General features: G+C 61.7%; 15 protein-coding genes and 1 tRNA gene. 6 read left to right on the forward strand and 10 right to left on the reverse strand.

Features of this window, described 5'->3' with window-relative positions; genetic code table 11:
* Positions 1-22 precede the first annotated feature (22 nt).
* The 4 genes from HK439_RS07885 to HK439_RS07900 form a co-directional block, all read right to left on the reverse strand.
* Positions 23-850 carry a sulfite exporter TauE/SafE family protein gene (locus HK439_RS07885; protein WP_190290849.1) on the reverse strand — a complete coding sequence of 276 codons (828 nt, stop codon included), beginning with the start codon at positions 848-850 and terminating at the stop codon, positions 23-25.
* A 257-nt stretch (positions 851-1107) separates the two neighbouring features.
* A tRNA-His gene (locus HK439_RS07890) sits at positions 1108-1184 on the reverse strand.
* Positions 1185-1408: 224 nt separating this feature from the next.
* On the reverse strand, positions 1409-1918 hold the full coding sequence (locus tag HK439_RS07895) for a phasin (RefSeq protein ID WP_190290850.1): 510 nt from the start codon (positions 1916-1918) through the stop codon (positions 1409-1411).
* 316 nt (positions 1919-2234) lie between these two features.
* Positions 2235-2618 (reverse strand): phasin, encoded by a 384-nt coding sequence (locus HK439_RS07900; RefSeq protein WP_190290851.1) that lies wholly within the window; start codon positions 2616-2618, stop codon positions 2235-2237.
* Positions 2619-2879: 261 nt separating this feature from the next.
* Here HK439_RS07900 and HK439_RS26835 point away from each other — a divergent pair, with 261 nt between their 5' ends.
* The 5 genes from HK439_RS26835 (at position 2880) to ftsH (ending at position 13007) form a co-directional block, all read left to right on the forward strand.
* Positions 2880-6971, forward strand: coding sequence for an ATP-binding protein (locus tag HK439_RS26835; protein ID WP_190290852.1), 4092 nt, complete (start codon positions 2880-2882; stop codon positions 6969-6971).
* Between the two features lie 9 nt (positions 6972-6980).
* Positions 6981-7682, forward strand: a complete 702-nt coding sequence (locus HK439_RS07910; protein WP_190290853.1) for a DUF4336 domain-containing protein — start codon at positions 6981-6983, stop codon at positions 7680-7682.
* Between the two features lie 307 nt (positions 7683-7989).
* Complete coding sequence (locus HK439_RS07915; protein WP_190290854.1) at positions 7990-9033, forward strand: Fe(3+) ABC transporter substrate-binding protein; 1044 nt, start codon at positions 7990-7992, stop codon at positions 9031-9033.
* Between the two features lie 125 nt (positions 9034-9158).
* Positions 9159-10859 carry an ABC transporter permease gene (locus HK439_RS07920; protein WP_209011639.1) on the forward strand — a complete coding sequence of 567 codons (1701 nt, stop codon included), beginning with the start codon at positions 9159-9161 and terminating at the stop codon, positions 10857-10859.
* A 318-nt stretch (positions 10860-11177) separates the two neighbouring features.
* The gene (ftsH, locus tag HK439_RS07925; RefSeq protein WP_190290855.1) at positions 11178-13007 is read left to right on the forward strand and encodes an ATP-dependent zinc metalloprotease FtsH; all 1830 of its coding nucleotides are present in this window, start codon (positions 11178-11180) and stop codon (positions 13005-13007) included.
* Positions 13008-13364: 357 nt separating this feature from the next.
* Here ftsH and HK439_RS07930 read toward each other — a convergent pair whose 3' ends face one another.
* Together HK439_RS07930 and HK439_RS07935 are read right to left on the reverse strand one after the other, a co-directional pair.
* Positions 13365-13991 (reverse strand): CoA transferase subunit B, encoded by a 627-nt coding sequence (locus tag HK439_RS07930; RefSeq protein ID WP_190290856.1) that lies wholly within the window; start codon positions 13989-13991, stop codon positions 13365-13367.
* Positions 13992-14012: 21 nt separating this feature from the next.
* The gene (locus HK439_RS07935; protein ID WP_190290857.1) at positions 14013-14708 is read right to left on the reverse strand and encodes a CoA transferase subunit A; all 696 of its coding nucleotides are present in this window, start codon (positions 14706-14708) and stop codon (positions 14013-14015) included.
* Positions 14709-14964: 256 nt separating this feature from the next.
* Between HK439_RS07935 and HK439_RS07940 the strand changes: the two genes are divergently transcribed.
* Positions 14965-15207, forward strand: coding sequence for a DUF6460 domain-containing protein (locus tag HK439_RS07940; RefSeq protein WP_190290858.1), 243 nt, complete (start codon positions 14965-14967; stop codon positions 15205-15207).
* 20 nt (positions 15208-15227) lie between these two features.
* Here HK439_RS07940 and HK439_RS07945 read toward each other — a convergent pair whose 3' ends face one another.
* The 4 genes from HK439_RS07945 to HK439_RS07960 all read right to left on the reverse strand — a co-directional run bounded on the left by HK439_RS07945 (position 15228) and on the right by HK439_RS07960 (position 19307).
* Positions 15228-16049, reverse strand: coding sequence for an ABC transporter permease (locus HK439_RS07945; protein ID WP_190290859.1), 822 nt, complete (start codon positions 16047-16049; stop codon positions 15228-15230).
* Positions 16046-16972, reverse strand: a complete 927-nt coding sequence (locus HK439_RS07950) for an ABC transporter permease subunit (protein ID WP_190290860.1) — start codon at positions 16970-16972, stop codon at positions 16046-16048. The genes HK439_RS07945 and HK439_RS07950 overlap by 4 nt, the downstream gene beginning before the upstream one ends.
* Before the next feature lie 21 nt (positions 16973-16993).
* Complete coding sequence (locus HK439_RS07955; protein WP_190290861.1) at positions 16994-18145, reverse strand: ABC transporter ATP-binding protein; 1152 nt, start codon at positions 18143-18145, stop codon at positions 16994-16996.
* A gap of 70 nt (positions 18146-18215) precedes the next feature.
* Positions 18216-19307: a polyamine ABC transporter substrate-binding protein gene (locus HK439_RS07960; protein ID WP_190290862.1), complete on the reverse strand. Its 1092-nt coding sequence runs from the start codon at positions 19305-19307 to the stop codon at positions 18216-18218.
* Positions 19308-19484: the final 177 nt, after the last annotated feature.

The raw sequence follows: 19484 nt of genomic DNA on the forward strand, positions 1-19484 counted from the left end.
CTGAAACGACCGGGTTCCGGTCCTAAAACAGCACGCCGTAAATCATGCGCAGGCCGGTGAAGCCGAGGAACAGGGCGAAGACCAGCTTCAGTTTCGACGGATCGATCGTATGGGCGATCTTCGCGCCCAGCGGTGCAGCAAAGGTCGAGGCCGGAATGATCAGGAAGAAGCCGATCAGGTTGACGTAGCCGAGGGAGAACGGCGGACGGTCGGGTTCGCCCAGACCGAAATAGATCGACAGCAAGGTGCCGGGAACGGCGATGATCAGCCCGATGGCGGCGGCGGTGCCGACGGCCTTGCGGATCGGATAGTTGAACAGCGTCAGGGTTGGAACCCCCAGGGTTCCGCCGCCGATGCCCATCATGACCGAAATGCCGCCGATGATGAAACCGATCAGTTCCTTGACCGGGGATCCGGGAAGCTTTTCGGCAAGCGCGGATCCGTCCTTGCGGAACAGCATGTTCGCCGAAACGGCAAGCGCGACCACACCGAAGATGAGGGTCAGCGAACCGCCGGAAATGTTGCCGGCAAGCGTCGCACCGGCGATCACGCCGAGGCCGATCGCCCACCACCAGCGCTTCAGAAGATCCACATCGACGCTGCCGCGCTTCCAGTGGGCGCGCGCCGACGAGGTTCCCGTCGCCAGGATGGTCGCAAGCGATGTGCCGACCGCCACGTGCATCAGGACGGACTGGTCGATCTTGAGGGCCGTGAACATGTAATAGAGCACCGGCACGATGACGATGCCGCCGCCCACGCCCAGGAGCCCCGCAACGATCCCGGCCACCAGGCCCGTTGCCAGAAGTGCCGCCGCCAGAAGCGCCAGCTCGAACATGCTGAAGTCAGCCATTTGTTTTCCGATTCACAATTCCAGAATTTGCGGCACCATACAGGGGAGACCCGCCCGAACGCCAGCACACATAACTGTTGCCATTTCAGAACAAAAGCCGGGATTTATTCCCGGTTGTGGTGACGCGGGTTGCAGCCGGCCAACTGGCAGTCGTGAACCGCATCGAACATGCCGGCGAAAAATGACCCCTTGCCCACGACGTTCACCTTCAAGACGGTGCTCGGGCCGGATAAATGAATAATTTTCAATGGGAGAAATGGTACAGACGGGTGGATTCGAACCACCGACCTTCGGAGCCACAATCCGACGCTCTAACCAACTGAGCTACGTCTGCAAATGTCGAAGTGGCGCGGAACCTATTGGGTTCGGGCGCCCGTTTCAAGGGGGTCTTCTAACCGGCTTTCAGTCTGTCCACAAGCGGGAATTTTATCAAGAGCCCGCCCCGCCGCTTGAAGGAAACAAGCCGCGCTGCCGGTCCCGCCGGGCGGGGTCAGACAGAAAAAACGCCCCGGCACCTGGGCACCGGGGCGTTTTGTCAATTCAAGCGAAAGAGGCGCCTCAGGCGACCTTCATTTCCTTGAAGGTCTTTTCGACGGCTTCCTTGACCGGAGCGGTCACGTCGGTGCTCAGCTTGGTCGCGAACTCCTGCATGTCCTTGGTCTGGGTGCTCAGAGCGTCGAACTGCTGACGGGTAAAGGTCGACTGCAGCTCGATGACTTCGGCGAGCGACTTGGCAGCCATCAGATCCTTCATGAAGGAAAAGGTGGCGTCGGCGTTCGACTTGGCCGCGTCGACTGCCTTGTGGTTGAATTCGACAACGCCCTGACGGGACGTTTCGAAGGTGTCTTCCATCAGGTCGGTTGCGTCTTCAGCGGCCGTCTTCACCTTGGCATAGGTGTCGCGGGCCTGCTCGATGCTCTTTTCGGTCGCTTCACGGAAAGCAGCCGGGATTTCCATTTTCGGCATGGCAAAAGCCTCGAAGTTCGGGAAAGCGAAGTCCGGTCCAGACTTGGTCGTCTTGGTGGAACGGGTCTTCGGTGCAGCTTTTGCCGTCGTCGTGTCACTCATGATCTCATCTCCTAAATGTTCGGATGCGATCATCTACAATCTCGTGTTGCCCGCCGAACGTGTCGTGGCGAGCCTTGTCGTCATCCGCATGCTCAAGATAGGGGATCTTTTGCTGCATTGCAACATATATTGCACTGCACAATTAATTTTTTAGCGGTATTCCGCCGGAATTCGCGTTTGGCATGCGCTCAAGGAATTGAAATAGCGACTGAATTTTCCGCGTCCTGTTTTCAAAAAAAATTTTATCCGGCCTCAAAACGCAAATGCGCCGGTCGAACCGGCGCATCTGTTCATTCATCGGCTCTGGCGTAAAGCGTCAGCTCTTGGCGGACTTGGCCGCGTCCTGGGCCGCCTTGGTCGCCGTGTCGCTGATATCGCGGGCCTGCTCGCCGAGCGTTTCCATCTGCTTGTGCAGATAACCCTGCTGCAGCGACATGATTTCCTCCATGTCCTTTGCCCGGACCATCTCCTGGGCGAACTTGAAGGCCGCGTCGACCTGTTCCTCGGCGAAAGTGAGCGCCTTGCGGTTCACGTCGCTTGTCCCCGTCTGCATCGCGCTGGCGGAGTCTTCCACCTTGGAGACCGCCTGCTGGGTGACGTTCATGAAATCGTCAAAGGCCTTGCGCGCCTGGTCGACGCTCTTCTCGGCGAAATCACGCATCTGCTCGGGAATTTCAAAACCACTCTTACCTGCCGCCATGGATTTGGTCCTCAAAACTCGTGCCCTGTGCGAAACGTCTCCCGCCGCGGCGAGAGCATCGCAATTTTTGGTAACACGGCGCGGCGGCAACGGCAAATCCGACAATGTCAATTAACTACGCCTTCACTCGGGTGCCTTAAGACCGGCACTTGGCGTGGACGCTCCCGGCCTTTAGCGGTATTAACGGGGAGTTTACCACTATTAGGGTGCGGGGGCCCTGACCGCCTGCCGACGTCTCTCGATCTCGTGTGGAGTTGAGCCTTGGACAACCAGCTGCAGACCTTCGTAGAGCTCAGCACGCTTCCGGCACTGGCGGAGCTGGCCGGCGATGCGCGCGCGGCCTGGGTCTGGTCGGCTGACGGTTCGCGGATCCTGTGGGCGAACGCGGCCGGAGCGTCTTTCTTTTCCGTGCGGGGGATTGGCGGGTTCTCGAGGTTGAGCGGTCTGGCGCGCTCGCCCGCGCGGCCGCACATCGCCCGCATTGCCACCTCCGGCGACACGGAGCGCATGAGCATCGACCGGCTGCGGTTCTACCGGGGCCTGCGCGTCCTGCTTCTGACCTGCCAGTGCCAGCGGCTGGTGCTGCCGGACGGGCATGACGCCGCCCTGATCGTCTGCGGCGACAAGGGCCTGGCGCTGACCGAACCGCCCTTCCCGGCGTTTCTGGACCTCCTGGCAGGAAACGACCGGAGCGCCTTCCTGATCGAACCGGACGGCGCTGTCGGCGCCCGTTGCGGCGATCTGGCCGGTGCGCCGGAAACAGCTCCGCTCGAAGGCTCTGAAACCGTCCGCTTTGCGCCGGTGCAGATGGAGGACGGCTATCACGACGCCGCCGTCTTCCGCCTCGACCCGTCACGCACGCTCGCGCTTGTCGAAAACGAAGTCCTGGAAGATATGCCTGTCGAGGAGGCCGAAGCATCCGAACAGGCCGCGCCTTTGCCCGAAGAGGCCGCAACTGACACCGGCGCGGATGAGGCCCAGGAGCCCACTGGCAACCGGGATCTCTGGGTCCGGGCCCAGGACGTTCTGGAAGACGAGACAGACGACAACGACGGCGAAGAAGACGGCGACTACGCCGGAGAGGCGGTAGCGGAAGCTGCAGAAGTCGTCCCGGCAGAACCTGCTGCCGAACCGGTAACGGAACCGCCTGCGGCGCCCGAACCCGCGGCGGTCGCGACGAACGACGACGGCTTTCAGTTTGTTGCCCGGCGCAGGCCGGTGCGTTTCGCCTGGCAGATGGATATCGACCAGCGCGTCACCTTCATTTCCGACGAATTCGCCGAAACGATGGGACCGGCGGCGGCCGACATCGTCGGCAGAACCTGGGCGGAAATCGCGGAAAGCTTCGGCATCGACCGGAACGGCAAGATCGCCAGGGCGCTCGACCGGCGCGATACCTGGAGCTGCAAGACCGTCAACTGGCCCGTATCCGGCGCAGCACTGAGGGTTCCCGTCGACATGGCGGCCCTGCCCGCCTTCAACCGGGACCGGGCCTTCGAAGGCTATCGCGGTTTCGGTGTCTGCCGGAGTGCGGACGTCATCGAGGATCCGGACGGTCCGTTGCTGCCGGCCTCCCTGCCGGTTGCGGACGCATTGCCGGAAGCCCCGGCAGTCGAAGCGGAAGCACCGCTTCCCAGCGTAGCCGAGAGCATCGAGCCGGAAGCTGAAACGCCCGAAGTTGAAGCGCCTGAAGTTGAAGTTCCGGAGATCGAAACCCCGGAAGCCGAAGCTGAAATTCCGTCTGCTGTGGAACCGGAGACCCCGGAAGAAGAACCGGCCGCGGAGGCGGAAGAACCCTCCGAGGAACCGGCAGAAGAAATCGAGGCTGTCGTTCCACAGGCTGCGAAGCCCGACGCCTTTTCCGGAGAAAACTCGCTCGGCTCCAGTGTTGCCGCCATTGTCGAAGGGCTGACGCCCCGGGCGGAGGAGACACAGGCGGAGGAGACGCAGGCGGAAACGCCGGAAGCGGAAGAACCGGAAGCCGCAACCGTCCAGGACAATGAAGAAGCGCCTCAAGACGAGGACGCGGTTGAAGCCGAGGGCGAAGAAACCGCTGAAGAGGTTGAAGGCGCCCCGGCGCAAGTGGCTGAGGAAGAGAGCCCGGCGGAACCCGTAGAGGCCGCTTCGGAGGAGGTCGTTCCGAACTACAAATGGGACGAAACGCCCTCCGAACCCGCAACCGACAGCGAGCCGCAGGGCATTTCCGGCCCCGCGCCGCTAAAGCCGGCTGAAATCGAAACCGCGGTCAAGACCCTTGCCAAGTCCTACGACCAGAAGCGCAAGCAGATGTCCGACGTCAGCCGCTTCGCCATCGAGGATGAAACGCCGTCTCTGGAGCCGGAACCGACCGCCACTGCAGACGAAGAGCCGGCCGAACCGGTTGCCGAACCTTCTGAAAACGTCGGCGTGGACCTGACCGGGGACATCGAGGCCAGGACCGAAGCCGACGAGGAACGTGAGTTCTTCGATGAAACGGCGGCCTTCAAGGAGGTCGAACTCGATCTGGGCCTCGAAGAGGAAAAGCCCGCAAAGGAAAAGGGGACGTCCGCGCAGCTGACCCTGGTCACCGGCGACGGGCCGGCGAAGGAGACGCCGGGTCCCGCGGCTCCGTCCGCTCCGGTTCCGGACGGCGACGACAAGGTGGTTCGCCTCACCGGCCGCAGCAAGCCGCGCCTGGTGCCGGTTGACACCTCGCGCCTGTCCAAACCGGAACGGGAGGCTTTCCGCAAGATCGCGGAGGCTCTGGGCGCGCGGCTCGAAGGCGACTTCGACGAGGAAGGCCCTGCCGAGGAAGCCGAAGCGCTGGAAACGGCGGCGGGACCGACCGCGGAACGTCAGGCCGGTCCGATTCATCCGCGCCTGCTCGACCGCCTGCCGATCGGCATCGCCATCGCAAGCGACCGCGAGGTGCTCTACGCCAACGACACGCTCCTCGATCTTCTGGGCTACCCGAACCTGGCCGCGCTTGGCGAGGCCGGCGGACTGGAAGCCGTCTTCGCCGACCACACGGAAGACAACCTGCCCGATGCGGAAGGCATGGACGGCGTTGTCGACGGCATGCTGAAGGTCCGGCTTGCCGGCGGCGGATCCCGGGCCGTCGACGCGCGCATGCATTCCGTTCCCTGGAACGGCGGACGCGGCCTGATGATTTCCATTACCGAGCGCCCCAAGTCGCCGGCAGCGCCGGCACCCGTGGCCGTTCCGGAAGAGCCGACGCAGGAACTTCAAAAGGCGCAGGCCCTGATCGCCGAGATGGACACCATCCTGGAGACGGCAACGGACGGCGTCCTTGTCATCGACGCCCACGGCACGATCACGAAGGCGAACCGCTCGGCCGAAGCACTGTTCGGCGCAAGCCGAACCGACATCGAAGGCGCGCCGCTTACCGACTATCTGGCCCCGGAAAGTCACCGCGCGGCCCTGGACTACCTAGACGGGCTGGCGCGCAACGGCGTGGCGAGCATTCTCAACGACGGCCGCGAGGTTCTGGGACGGGTGTCGAGCGGCGGGCTGATCCCGCTGTTCATGACCATCGGCCGGATCACGTCCGGCAACGGCGATGCCAAGTTCTGCGCGGTGCTGCGCGACATCACCCACTGGAAAAAGGCCGAGGAAGAACTCACCGAAGCCAAGCGCCAGGCGGAAAACGCCAGTTCGCAGAAATCGGATTTTCTCGCCAAGATCAGCCACGAGATCCGCACCCCGCTGAACGCCATCATCGGCTTTTCCGAAGTCATGATGGAAGAACGTTTCGGCGCGATCGGCAACGATCGCTACAAGGAATACCTGAAGGACATCCGCACCTCGGGCTCGCATATCATGAGCCTGATCAACGACCTTCTGGACCTGTCCAAGATCGAGGCCGGCAAGCTGGATCTCCGGTTCTCCGCCGTATCGGCCAATGACGTCATCAACGAATGCGTCGCGCTGATGCAGCCGCAGGCGAACCGGGAACGGGTGATCATCCGCGCCAGCCTGCCGGATTCGGTGCCGAGCGTGGTCGCCGACCCCCGGTCCATGCGCCAGATCGTGCTCAATCTGCTTTCCAACGCCATCAAGTTCAACAAGTCGGGCGGACAGGTCATCGTGTCCACCGCGCTGGAGGATTCCGGCGAGGTTTACCTGCGCGTCCGCGACACGGGAACCGGCATGTCGGCCAAGGATCTGGCGGCAGCGCTGGAACCGTTCCGACAGGTTCACACCGCGCGCCACGGCGGCGGCACCGGGCTGGGCCTGCCGCTAACCAAGGCGCTGGTGGAGGCGAACCGGGCGAGCTTCCACATCGATTCCACACCGGGTCAGGGAACCCTGGTGGAAATCTCCTTCCCGTCCCAGCGCGTGCTCGCCGAATAGGAGGATTGAATGTCCCCCCTGATCCAAGTCGACACCGACATCTGGATTGCGGAGGGCGACATCGTCTCCTTCTACGGTTTTCCCTATCCGACCCGGTCGGTCATCGTCCGTCTGCCTGACGGAACCTTGTGGATCTGGTCGCCGATCAGGCTGACGGAGGACCTGCGCGACGCCGTAACCGCACTCGGCACGCCGCGTCATCTCGTCAGCCCGAACAAGATCCACCACCTTTATCTGCAGGACTGGGCCGCGGAATGGCCGGACGCGCTGCTCTGGGGCCCGAAGACGACCATCGACAAACGGCAGGATCTGCAATTCCAGAAAGCCCTTGCCAAAGTGGTGCCGGAGAGCTGGCAGGGCGTGATCGACATGGTCCGTTTCACCGGCTCGTTCTTCATGGATGAACTGGTGTTTTTCCACCGCCCGTCACGGACCGTCATCCTCGCCGACCTTTCGGAGAATTTCAGCGAGGACTTCCTGCTCCGGCACTGGAAGCCCTGGCAGGTCTGGATCGCCCGGCGCTGGGGCATCACGACGGCCAGGGGCTATGCGCCGCTGGAATGGCGGCTGTCGTTCACCGACCGGGTCAAGGCCCGGGCCGCGCGCGAGCGGATGCTCGCATGGAACCCGGAACGGGTGATCATGGCCCATGGCGAATGGCAGAAGACCGGCGGGCAGGCCTATCTGAAACGGGCATTCAACTGGATCTGAGCCGCTTCGGAGATTTAAACAGGAGTGTCAAACTCCTGTTTTTATTTATAAATCCCGAAAACCGGAGTCTGATACTCCTGTTAGTTTTGAATCATTCTAAACTATTGATTTTAATGGGCTTATTGACTTCTCGCCCGCCTCAGCCCATATTCCCGACGGCCAGATTATCAACGCGCATCCGACCGGGGGGCTGCGGCTGCGCAAGGAACATCCCGCGTTCATCCGAACCCAGGATGTTCCAAAACCTGTAAACCGATCAACCTTGGGCATCCGACCGGATGTCCGTTGATCTTGTGAGAAGACGAAGATGAACAAGACCCTGTGTGCAATTTCGGGTGCAGTCGCCCTTGCCTCTACTTTCTTTTCGGCCGCACCGGCGCTCGCCGACGGCGAGGTCAATATCTATTCCTATCGCCAGCCGTTCCTGATCCAGCCGCTCCTCGACGCCTTCACCGAGAAGACCGGCATCAAGACGAATGTGGTCTTTTCCTCAAAGGGCCTGGGTCAACGGATCGCCGCGGAAGGCGAAAACTCTCCTGCCGACGTCATGATGACCGTCGATATCGGCCGCCTGGACGGCGCCAGGGATCTCGGCATCGCCGCGCCGATTGAATCCACCGTGGTGTCGACGAATATCCCCGCCGAGTTCCGCGATCCCGACGGTATGTGGGTCGGCCTGACCAGCCGCGCGCGTGTGATTTACGCGTCGAAGGACCGAGTCGATCAAACGGCGATCACCTATGAGGAACTGGCCGATCCGAAATGGAAGGGCCGCATCTGCACCCGCTCCGGTCAGCATGACTACACGATCGGCCTGATCGCTTCGATGATCGCCCATCACGGCGAAGCGGATACGGAAAAATGGCTGGAGGCCGTTCGGGACAACCTGGCCCGCAAGCCGGCCGGGAACGACCGCGCCCAGGTGAAATCCATTTATGCCGGCGAATGCGACATCGCACTCGGCAACACCTATTACATGGGCAAGATGGAAACCAACGATAAGGAACCGGAACAGAAAGAATGGGCGGCCTCGGTACGGATCCTCTTCCCGAATTCGGAAGACCGCGGCAGCCACGTGAACCTGTCGGGCGTGGTCCTGATGAAACACGCGCCGAACAAGGACAACGCCCTGAAGCTGATCGAATTCCTGACCTCACACGATGCGCAGGAAATCTATGCGGAAACCAACTTCGAATATCCGGTCACGCCGGGCGTTGCCGTCTCCGACCGGGTCAAGGCCTGGGGAACGCTAAAGCCGGACAGCATGCCGCTCAGCGACGTCGCCAAATACCGCAAGGCCGCCAGCGAGATGGTCGACCGCGTCCGCTTCGACGACGGCCCGGCAACCTGACCATCGGGTCTCCGTTTTGAAAAAGGCGCCGTGCAGGGCACGGCGCCTTTTGCATTTCCGTAGCAGGCCCGCTAACTAGGCTTAAGCAAAAGAAATCCATCGGTGCAGCCGGAGACTGACGGCCCTTGACAACATCCCTCTCCGAACGCGGCTGGCAATTCGGTGCGATCGCGGTGGCGGCCCTGGTTCTCCTGCCATTGGCCTCCATCATCTGGATCGCGCTCACGCCGACCGGCGACGTCTGGGGTCACCTGCTGGAGACCGTTCTGCCGCGCTCGCTGTGGACGACCGTGCTCCTGATGGCGGGCGTGGGGCTGACGACGGCGGCAACCGGCATCGGCACGGCCTGGCTCACGACCATGTGCCGGTTTCCCGGGCACAGGCTGATGGACTGGTTTCTTTTAATCCCGCTTGCCGTGCCGACCTACATCATCGCCTTCGCCTATGTGGAGGTGCTCGACTATACCGGACCGGTCCAGTCGGCCATCCGTGCCCTATTCGGCTTCAAGACGTCCCGGGACTACTGGTTTCCCGAAATCCGCTCCCTTGGCGGCGCCATATTCGTCATGGGATCGGTGCTCTATCCTTATGTCTACCTGACGACGCGGGCGAGCTTCCTCATCCAGTCCGCCTCGATACTCGACGTGTCGCGCACGCTCGGCGCCTCGCCTTTCCGGCTGTTTTTCCGCATCGCCTTGCCGCTCGCCCGTCCGGCGGCGGCCGTCGGTGTCTCGCTTGCCCTGATGGAATGCCTCAACGATATCGGCGCGGTGACGTTTTTCGGCGTCAAGACCCTGACCTTTTCCGTCTATGACACCTGGCTCAACCGGTCGAGCCTCGGCGGCGCGGCCCAGCTGGCGCTCGCCATGCTGGTTATGGTCTTCGCACTCCTGTGGGTGGAACGGTTCGGCCGGCGCAAGCAGCGCTTCGACCAGGGCAGCAGCAAGCACCGCCAGCCCGCCCGCTTCGATCTGACCGGTTGGCGGGCGGCGGGTGCGTTCCTGCTCTGCTTTCTGCCCGTTTTGGCCGGGTTCATCGTTCCGGGGCTGCTGCTGGCGGACCGCGCCAGCCGGCGGCTGGACGACCTCTTCGGCGATACGTTCCTCAGCGCCATGTGGAACAGCCTCAGCCTGGCTCTCATCGCGTCGGTGATGACGGTCATCGTCAGTGTGGCGCTTGCCTATTCCTTGCGGCTGAAGAATGTGCCCGTTCTGCGCTTCGGCGTGCGGCTCGCCGCCATCGGCTACGCCATTCCGGGCACGGTGCTGGCAGTCGGCATTCTGGTGCCGCTGGCGGCCCTCGACAATTTCGTCGACGCGCAGATGAAAACCCTGTTCGGGATCGGCACCGGGCTGTTGCTGCTGGGTAGCGGCACCGGGCTGATCTACGCCTATATGGTCCGTTTCCTCGCCGTCTCCTACGGCCAGGTCGAGGGCGGGTTCGGCAAGATCTCGCCCCATCTCGACATGGCCGCCAGAACGCTGGGACGGACCGCGACCAAAACGCTCACGCAGATCCATCTGCCGATCATCCGTCCGGTGCTGCTGTCGGCGCTGCTTTTGACGTTCGTCGATTGCATGAAGGAACTGCCGGCGACGATCCTGCTCAGGCCGTTCAACTTCGAAACCCTGGCGACCACAGTGTTCGAGGCCGCCTCGCGGGAAGCCTTCGAGGACGCGGCCCTGCCGTCGCTCGCCATCGTCCTGGTCGGCCTTCTGCCTGTGATTTATCTGGCGCGTACAAGCGCCTCGTCGTTCAGAACCAGGATTTCCCGGCGCGAACGCGCCCCAGGGCACGGCCCCCTAAATTCGGATGGAATGGCATGAGAAATGGCGAAACATCGCGAGGAAGGGCGCGCGGAGCGGGCTTATTGCCCGGTCAAGCGCTCTAACACTGCGAGGTGAAGCCATTTCCATGTCCTTCGGATTTGACCGGATTGCTCCTCCTCTGCGTCGCGAAAGGTTTGAAAATGAACCACATTTCCTGCACTTTCGCTCCTTGACAAGGAGCAATCCGCCTCAAACCATGCCATCCGAATTTAGCGGGCCGCGCCCTGGCATCGTGAGTACGGCAAAGGCGTTATTGACAAGCGGCGGCGTCCGTTCCTCTATCGGAACGGACCCAGGAGCGAACCGGTGAACAAGATGGAAAAGAAACATCAGATCAATCTCTGGTACGCGTTCGCCGCGATCATGGCGCTGTTCCTGTTCCAGAGCTGGTGGGAAGCCTACAAGACCATCGAGCCGATCCCCTACAGCCAGTTCGAGCAGTATCTGAAGGACGGCAAGATCGACGAGATCGCGATCAAAGAAAACACGATCGAGGGCAAATTCCGCGAGCCGATCAACAACAAGGACTATTTCACCACCACCCGGGTGGACCTGCCGCTTGCCGAGCAACTGACGAAATACAACGTCAAGTTCACCGGCGTGATCCAGTCCACGTTCCTGCGCGACCTCTTGTCGTGGATCGTGCCGATGCTGCTCCTGTTCGGCCTGTGGGCGTTCTTCATCCGCCGCATTGCCGAGAAGCAGGGGCTCGGCGGCATGATGACCGTCGGCAAGTCGAAGGCCAAGGTCTATGTGGAACGAGGCATCGAAACCACTTTCGACGATGTCGCCGGCGTCGACGAGGCCAAGCGCGAGCTGCAGGAAGTAGTCGATTTCCTGCGCGATCCGAAGGCCTACGGCCGCCTGGGTGCCCGGGTGCCGAAAGGCATCCTGCTGGTCGGCCCTCCCGGAACCGGTAAGACGCTGCTCGCCCGCGCCGTCGCCGGTGAGGCCAATGTGGCGTTCTTTTCCATTTCCGGCTCCGAATTCGTGGAAATGTTCGTCGGCGTCGGTGCGGCCCGCGTCCGCGACCTGTTCGAACAGGCCCGCAAGGCAGCGCCCGCGATCATCTTCATCGACGAGCTGGACGCCCTCGGCCGCGCCCGCGGGTCCAACCCGATGATGGCGAACGACGAGAAAGAGCAGACGCTGAACCAGTTGCTGAGCGAACTCGACGGCTTCGACCCGTCGGTCGGCACGATCCTGCTGGCCGCCACCAACCGCCCCGAAATCCTCGACCCTGCCCTGTTACGGGCCGGTCGCTTCGACCGGCAGGTCCTGGTCGACCGGCCGGACAAGAAGGGACGCCTGGCAATCCTCAAGGTTCATGTGCCGAAGATCCGGCTCGATCCGGAAACGGACCTGGATCAGGTCGCCCAGCTGACGGCCGGCTTTTCAGGCGCGGATCTTGCCACGCTCGTCAACGAGGCTGCGCTCATGGCGACCCGCAGAAACGCGAATTCAGTCACGCTCGCCGATTTCACCGAAGCGATCGAACGGGTCATTGCCGGCCTGGAAAAGAGAAGCCGGGTCCTGTCGGACAAGGAACGCAAGACCGTCGCCTACCACGAAATGGGCCATGCGCTGGTTGCCGCCAACCTGGAAGGCGTCGATCCGGTGCACAAGGTCTCCATCATCCCGCGCGGCATCGGCGCCCTGGGCTACACGATTCAGCGGCCGACCGAAGACCGGTTCCTGCTGTCGACCACGGACCTGGAAAACCGGATGACCGTGCTGATGGGCGGACGGGCCGCGGAAAAGCTGATATTCGACCAGATCTCGACCGGGGCCTCGGACGACCTGCAGAAGGCCACCGAAATCGCCCGCGAAATGGTCGCCCGCTACGGCATGGACGCAACGCTGGGCCACCGGATCTACGCCCAGCAGCGTCAGCAGTTCATGGGCCAGCCGGTGGCGGACATGGTGGACATCTCCCAGGAGACCATGCGCGAGGTCGATCTCGCCATCCGCGAGCGGGTCGAGGCCGCCTTCGAGAATGCGGTCAAGATCCTGAAAGGCCATCACGAGGACCTGGAAAAGGGCGCCGAACTTCTCCTGAAGAACGAGACCATCACGAGCGACGACTTCCCGGCAATCAGCCCGGCTTCGAAGCGGAAGGCCAGCGAGACGGAAGCGGCGCAGTAACGCCCCCCTATCCATCGTCATCCCGGCCAAGCAAAGCGCGAGCCGGGACCGGAGAGCGATGTTGCTTCCTTCCGGGCGTCACCCCGGCCGTAGCGAAGCGGAGAGCCGGGGCCTACTCGTTCCCAGAGCCGTTATTCCCTTGATCAAAGCTACCGCAAGCGGCGCTGCGAGTAGGCCCCGGATCAAGTCCGGGGTGACGGTTGTGCAGGGAGCAAAGCCGTGCTTCACCTCCGCTTGCCGTTTGGATACGGGGCGAAACCGCACACCAAAGTCGATGATCTGCACGAGCATCTCACCAAACAAAAAAAAGCCCGCCGAAACCGGCGGGCCTTCCTATTCTCATCAAAACACGAAAGTTCAGACGATTGTCGCTTCCGTCTTGGACTTGACCTCTTCCACGGTCACGTCCGGCGCCAGTTCGACGATCGACAGGCCGTGGGGGGTGATGTCGAAGACGCCGAGGTTGGTGATGATCCGGTCTACGCAATGCACGCCGGTGAGCGGCAGGGTGCATTCCTTCAGGAGCTTCGGATCGCCGGCCTTGGAGGTGTGATCCATGATCACCACCACGCGCTTGACACCGGCCACCAGGTCCATGGCGCCGCCCATGCCCTTGACCATCTTGCCCGGGATCATCCAGTTGGCGAGATCGCCCTTCTCGGAGACCTCCATGGCGCCCAGGATGGACAGGTTGATGTGGCCGCCGCGGACCATGGCGAAGCTGTCGGCGGACGAGAAGAAGCTCGTCTGCGGCAGTTCGGTGATCGTCTGCTTGCCGGCGTTGATCAGGTCGGCGTCGATTTCGTCCTCGGTCGGGAACGGGCCCATGCCGAGCATGCCGTTTTCCGACTGAAGCGTCACATGGACGCCTTCGGGAATGTAGTTGGATACAAGCGTCGGGATGCCGATCCCGAGGTTGACATAAAAGCCATCCTGCAGCTCCTGCGCAGCCCGCTTGGCCATATCGTCACGTGTCCAGGCCATTCTCGTTTCTCCTCAACTCGTTCAGGCTTCGCGCGTGGTGCGCTTTTCGATGCGCTTCTCGTGGGTGCCGACAATGATGCGGTCCACGAAGATACCCGGCGTGTGGATGTGATCGGGATCGAGGCTGCCGGTTTCCACCAGCTGCTCGACTTCGACCACGGTCACCTTGCCTGCGGTTGCCATCATCGGATTGAAGTTACGGGCGGTCTTGCGGTAGACGAGGTTGCCTTCGCTGTCCGCCTTCCAGGCTTTCACGAGTGCCACGTCGGCAACCAGACCGGTTTCCATGATGTAGGTCTCGCCGTTGAAGTCCTTGTGCTCCTTGCCTTCGGCGATCAGCGTGCCGACACCGGTCTTGGTGTAGAAGCCCGGGATCCCGGCGCCGCCGGCGCGGATGCGTTCCGCAAGGGTGCCCTGCGGGTTGAATTCCAGTTCCAGCTCGCCGTTCAGATACTGTTTCTCGAAGGTGGCGTTCTCGCCGACGTAGGAGGAAACCATTTTCTTGATCTGACGGGTCTGGAGCAGCAGCCCGAGACCGAAATCGTCGACACCGGCATTGTTCGAAATGGCGGTGATGTCCTTGGCGCCTGAATCCCGCAGCGCGGTGATCAGGTTTTCCGGAATGCCGCACAGACCGAAACCGCCGGCCATGATGGTCATCCCATCAAACGCCAGTCCTTCCAGCGCAGCGGCTGCGTCCGGATATATCTTGTTCATACCAATCTCCCAGAAGACTCCATGGCAGGATTCCGGCAATTGACCGCAGGCGGCGCCCGCCGTCAAGGCCTCCTTCGCGGTTGCGAAAGGCCTTGAGCCGAAAATCCAGGCTCTACCGGGATTTACCAATTCACCTTTTTGGGCCCTCGAAGCGCCGGATTGGCGGCAGTGCAGCATTTTCAGGGCGCTGCGTTATGGTATGTAATGTCTTAACATATTGATTGATGCATAGTCCCGAAGGCCCCGAGAGCTTGTTGTGATCCAGTTCCTGTCGACCATTTTCAAGATCGCACTGGCCTCACTGATCGTCGGCGCCATTCTGACCTTTTTCAATATTTCCGCGGAAACGATCCTGAACACGGTCGGCCTCAGCCCGATGCAGCTGTGGATCTACCTGCAGCTGTTCATCGACTGGGCCATTCCCAACATCTTGCTCGGCGCCTTCATCGTGGTGCCGGTCTGGCTCCTGATCTATGTCGTCCGCCCGCCGCGGGCCTAGGCCAGATCCGAGCTCGAGGCCTAATCGGCACCGAAGGCGGCCCGCTCGTCCTTTTCGCGCTGGATCTGCTGGCGCTTGGTGGCGATCGATGCCGCGATGACGCCAAGGGTCACCAGGCAGACCAGGATCGTGCACACCGCGTTGATTTCCGGTGTCACGCCGAGGCGGACCTGGGAATAGATCTTCATCGGCAGCGTGGTCGCGCCCGGACCGGTGGTGAAGCTTGCCACCACTAGATCGTCAAGCGACAGGGTGAAAGCCAGCATCCATCCGGCGATCACACCGGGGAAGATGATCGGCAGGGTGATCTGGAAGAAGGTCTTGGCCGGCGGACAGCCGAGATCCTCCGCAGCCTCCTCGATGCTCTTGTCGAAGCCGACGAGGCGTGACTGCACGACGACCGCCACATAGCACATGGCAAAGGTCGTATGGGCGAGCATGACCGTCCAGAAACCGCGGGACTGGTCCACGGCAACGAACAGCAGAAGCAGCGACAGGCCGAGGATCACGTCCGGCATCACCAGCGGCGCGAAGATCATTCCCGAAAACAGGGACCGGCCGTGGAAGCGGCCCGAGCGGACCAGAACGAGGGCCGCCATGGTGCCGAGAACGGTCGCCAGCGTCGCAGACAGGACGGCGATGCGCAGCGTCACCCAGGCCGCGTCGAGAAGCTGCTGGTTATGCAGTAGCGATGCATACCACTTGGTGGAAAAGCCGCCCCAGACCGTCACCAGCTTGCTCTCGTTGAAGGAAAAGATCACCAGGATCACGATCGGCAGGTAAAGGAAGGAAAAGCCGAGAGCGATGGAGGTGACGTTGAACCAGGTGGGACCGTTTCTCATGCGTCCTTCTCCCCCATTTTCTGCTGCTGGTTCTGGAACAGAACGATCGGGATCACGAGAAGCAGGAGCAGGATCACGGCCACGGCCGACGACACCGGCCAGTCCCGGTTGGCAAAGAACTCGACCCAGAGGGTCTTGCCGATCATCAGCGTGTTCGACCCGCCGAGCAGATCCGGGATCACGAACTCGCCGACCGCGGGAATGAAGACCAGGAAACAGCCCGCGATGACGCCCGGCAGCGACAGCGGCAGGGTGATCTTCCAGAAGGCCTTCCAGGCCGGGCAGCCGAGGTCTTCGGCGGCTTCCAGCAGGCTCTCGTCCAGCTTTTCCAGGTTTGCGTAAAGGGGCAGAACCAGGAATGGCAGGTAGGAATAAACGATGCCGATATAGACCGCGATGTTCGTGTTCAGGATGACGAGAGGCTGGTCGATGACGCCGAGCCAGAGCAGCACCTGATTGAGCAGGCCCTCATTCTTCAGGATACCGATCCAGGCATAGACGCGGATCAGGAAGCTGGTCCAGAACGGCAGGATCACCAGCATCAACAGGGTCGGCCGCCAGGCCTTGGGGCAGCGCGCCATGCCGTAGGCGATCGGATAGCCGAAAAGCAGCGTCAGTGCAGTCGATGTCCCCGCGATGGTCACGCTGGAGAGGTAGGATTTCCAGTATAGTGCGTCCTCGGTCAGCCAGACGTAATTCTCGAAGGAAAGCTGGGACAGGCCGTCCTTGAAGTCCTGCCATCCGGCCGAGATATCAAAGGTCGGCAGGTAGGGCGGGATCGCGATCGCCACTTCCGACAGCGAAATCTTGAAGACGATGAAGAAAGGCGCCAGGAAAAACACCAGCAGCCAGGCGTAGGGTACGGCAATCAGCAGCCAGCCGCCGATGGTTCGCTTCGGTTTTGCGGATGTCTCGGTGCTCATGGTCGCGTCATCCCCTGCCCGTCACGATGTCAGGATCACGCCGGCGTCGCCATCCCAGGACAGGACAACCTGCTCATCCCAGGAAATCGGACGTTCGACGAGCCGCGTGACATTGGCGACCGTGGACCGCAACGTGTGATCCTCGCCCACCTTGCTGTGGAAGATGGACACATCGCCGAGATAGGCGATGTCCCAGACGACGGCGCTGGTCGCGTTGACCTTGTGCAGCGGCTCCTCGCCGAGAACAATCCGAATCTTTTCCGGGCGGATCGCATACCAGACGCTGGCGCCGACGTTCACACCGACCTTCTGGCTGGTTTCGATCTGGAAGTCCTCGCCGACGGCCTGCAGTTTCGTGCCCGCTTCCGAGGTCTCCATGACCTTCGCCTCGATCAGGTTCACATCCCCGATGAAGTCGGCCACGAAGCGGGAATTGGGCGTTTCATAGATTTCGGCCGGCGTGGCGACCTGAATGATCTCGCCGGCTTCCATGACCGCGATGCGATCCGCCACAGTCATGGCCTCCTCCTGATCGTGGGTGACGATCATGAAGGTCATCTTCAGGCTTTCCTGAAGGGCGGTCAGCTCGAACTGGGTTTCCTCGCGCAGCTTCTTGTCGAGCGCGCCGAGCGGTTCGTCGAGCAAGAGCACCTTCGGCTTCTTGGCGAGAGACCGGGCGAGCGCCACGCGCTGACGCTGGCCGCCGGAAAGCTGGTGCGGTTTGCGCTTGGCGAAGGGCTGCAGCTTGGTCAGCCGCAGCATCTCCTGCACCCGCTCCTCGATATCCGCCTTCGCCATCTTGTCCTGCTTCAGGCCGAAGGCGATATTTCCCTCGACGGTCATGTGCGGGAACAGCGCATAGGACTGGAACATCATGTTGGTCGGCCGCCGGAACGGCGGCACGCCGGCCAGGTCCTGGCCTTCCAGAAGGATCTGGCCTTCGGTCGGCGTCTCGAAGCCGCCGAGCATGCGCATCAAGGTGGTCTTGCCGCAGCCGGATCCGCCCAGCAGCGCAAAGAACTCGCGCTCGTAGACTTTCAAACTCAGATTGTTGACGGCGGTAAAATCGCCGAACCGCTTGGTGACATTCCGGAATTCGATGAAAGGCACCGCGTTGGGGTCCTTCCAGGGCGCGAACACGCGCCGCACAGGACCGATCGGTTTTTTGGCCAAGATAATTTCCCCGGATTATCCATCCCCAAAAAGACAGGGCCCGCAAAAGCGGGCCCTGTCAGGATACGTATTACTGACCGCTTTTGACAGCTGTCCACACGCGGGTCACGATCCGGTTCACCTTCGGCGGATAGGCCGTAACCGTGTAGAGGTTCTTCAGCGTCTCTTCGTTCGGGTAAATCGCCGGGTCGCCGATCACGTCTTCGTTCAGGAACTGCTGCGACGCCTTGTTGCCGTTGGCGTAGTAGACATAGTTCGATGCCTTGGCCATGACTTCCGGGCGCATGATGTAGTTCAGGAACTCAAGCGCTTCCGCCTTGTGCGGCGCATCGGCCGGGATCGCCATCTGGTCGAACCACATCAGCGCGCCTTCCTTCGGGATCGAGTATTCCACCGTCACGCCGTTGTTGGCTTCGGCCGCGCGGTCGCGCGCCTGCAGAACGTCCCCGGACCAGCCGACGGCAAGGCAGATATCGCCGTTGGCGAGCGCGTTGATGTATTCAGACGAATGGAACTTCTGAATGTAGGGGCGGATCGTCTTCAGAAGGTCACCCGCCTTTTCGATGTCGGCCGGGTCCTTGCTGTCCGGGTCCATGCCGAGATATTTCAGCGCGGCCGGGATCAGCTCGGTCGGGGCATCCAGAAGGAAGACGCCGCAGTCTTTCAGCTTGGAGATGTTTTCCGGCTTGAAGACGATGTCCCAGCTGTCCACCGGCGCATTGTCGCCGAGCGCGGCCTTCACCTTGTCGACGTTGTAGCCGATGCCGGTCGTGCCCCACATGTAGTTGATGGAGTATTCGTTGCCCGGGTCGTATTTCTGGACCCGTTCCTCGATTTCCTTCCACATGTTCTTCAGGTTCGGCAGCTTGGACTTGTCGAGTTTCTCGAACACACCGGCCTTGATCTGGCGCGACAGGAACGACCCGGTCGGAACCACGACGTCGTAGCCCGTGCCGCCGGCCAGCAGCTTGGTTTCCAGGATCTCGTTGCTGTCGAAGACGTCGTAGACGACCTTGATGCCGGTCTCCTTGGTAAAGTCCTCAAGGATCGATTCGTCGATATAGTCCGACCAGTTGTAGACATTGACGACACGGTCCTGCGCCATGGCCGAACCGGCAACAAGGCTCAGCAGGGCGGCCCCCGACAAGATGGTCTTGATCATGATTTCAACTCCACTCCAGAATTTGACACTCTCAGCCGTTGTACCGGCCTTCTAAGTTGCTTGTCTGACGCACCATCCGGCGGTCAGGCCATCCAGTGATCCGGCTGTTGTTTTTCCGGTGACCCCACCGGACCACATATCTCGACGAACAATGGGATCCGTTCCTCTACCCCCACT

This window comes from Roseibium aggregatum, from assembly GCF_014692675.1.
Taxonomy (GTDB): Bacteria; Pseudomonadota; Alphaproteobacteria; order Rhizobiales; family Stappiaceae; genus Roseibium; species Roseibium aggregatum_C.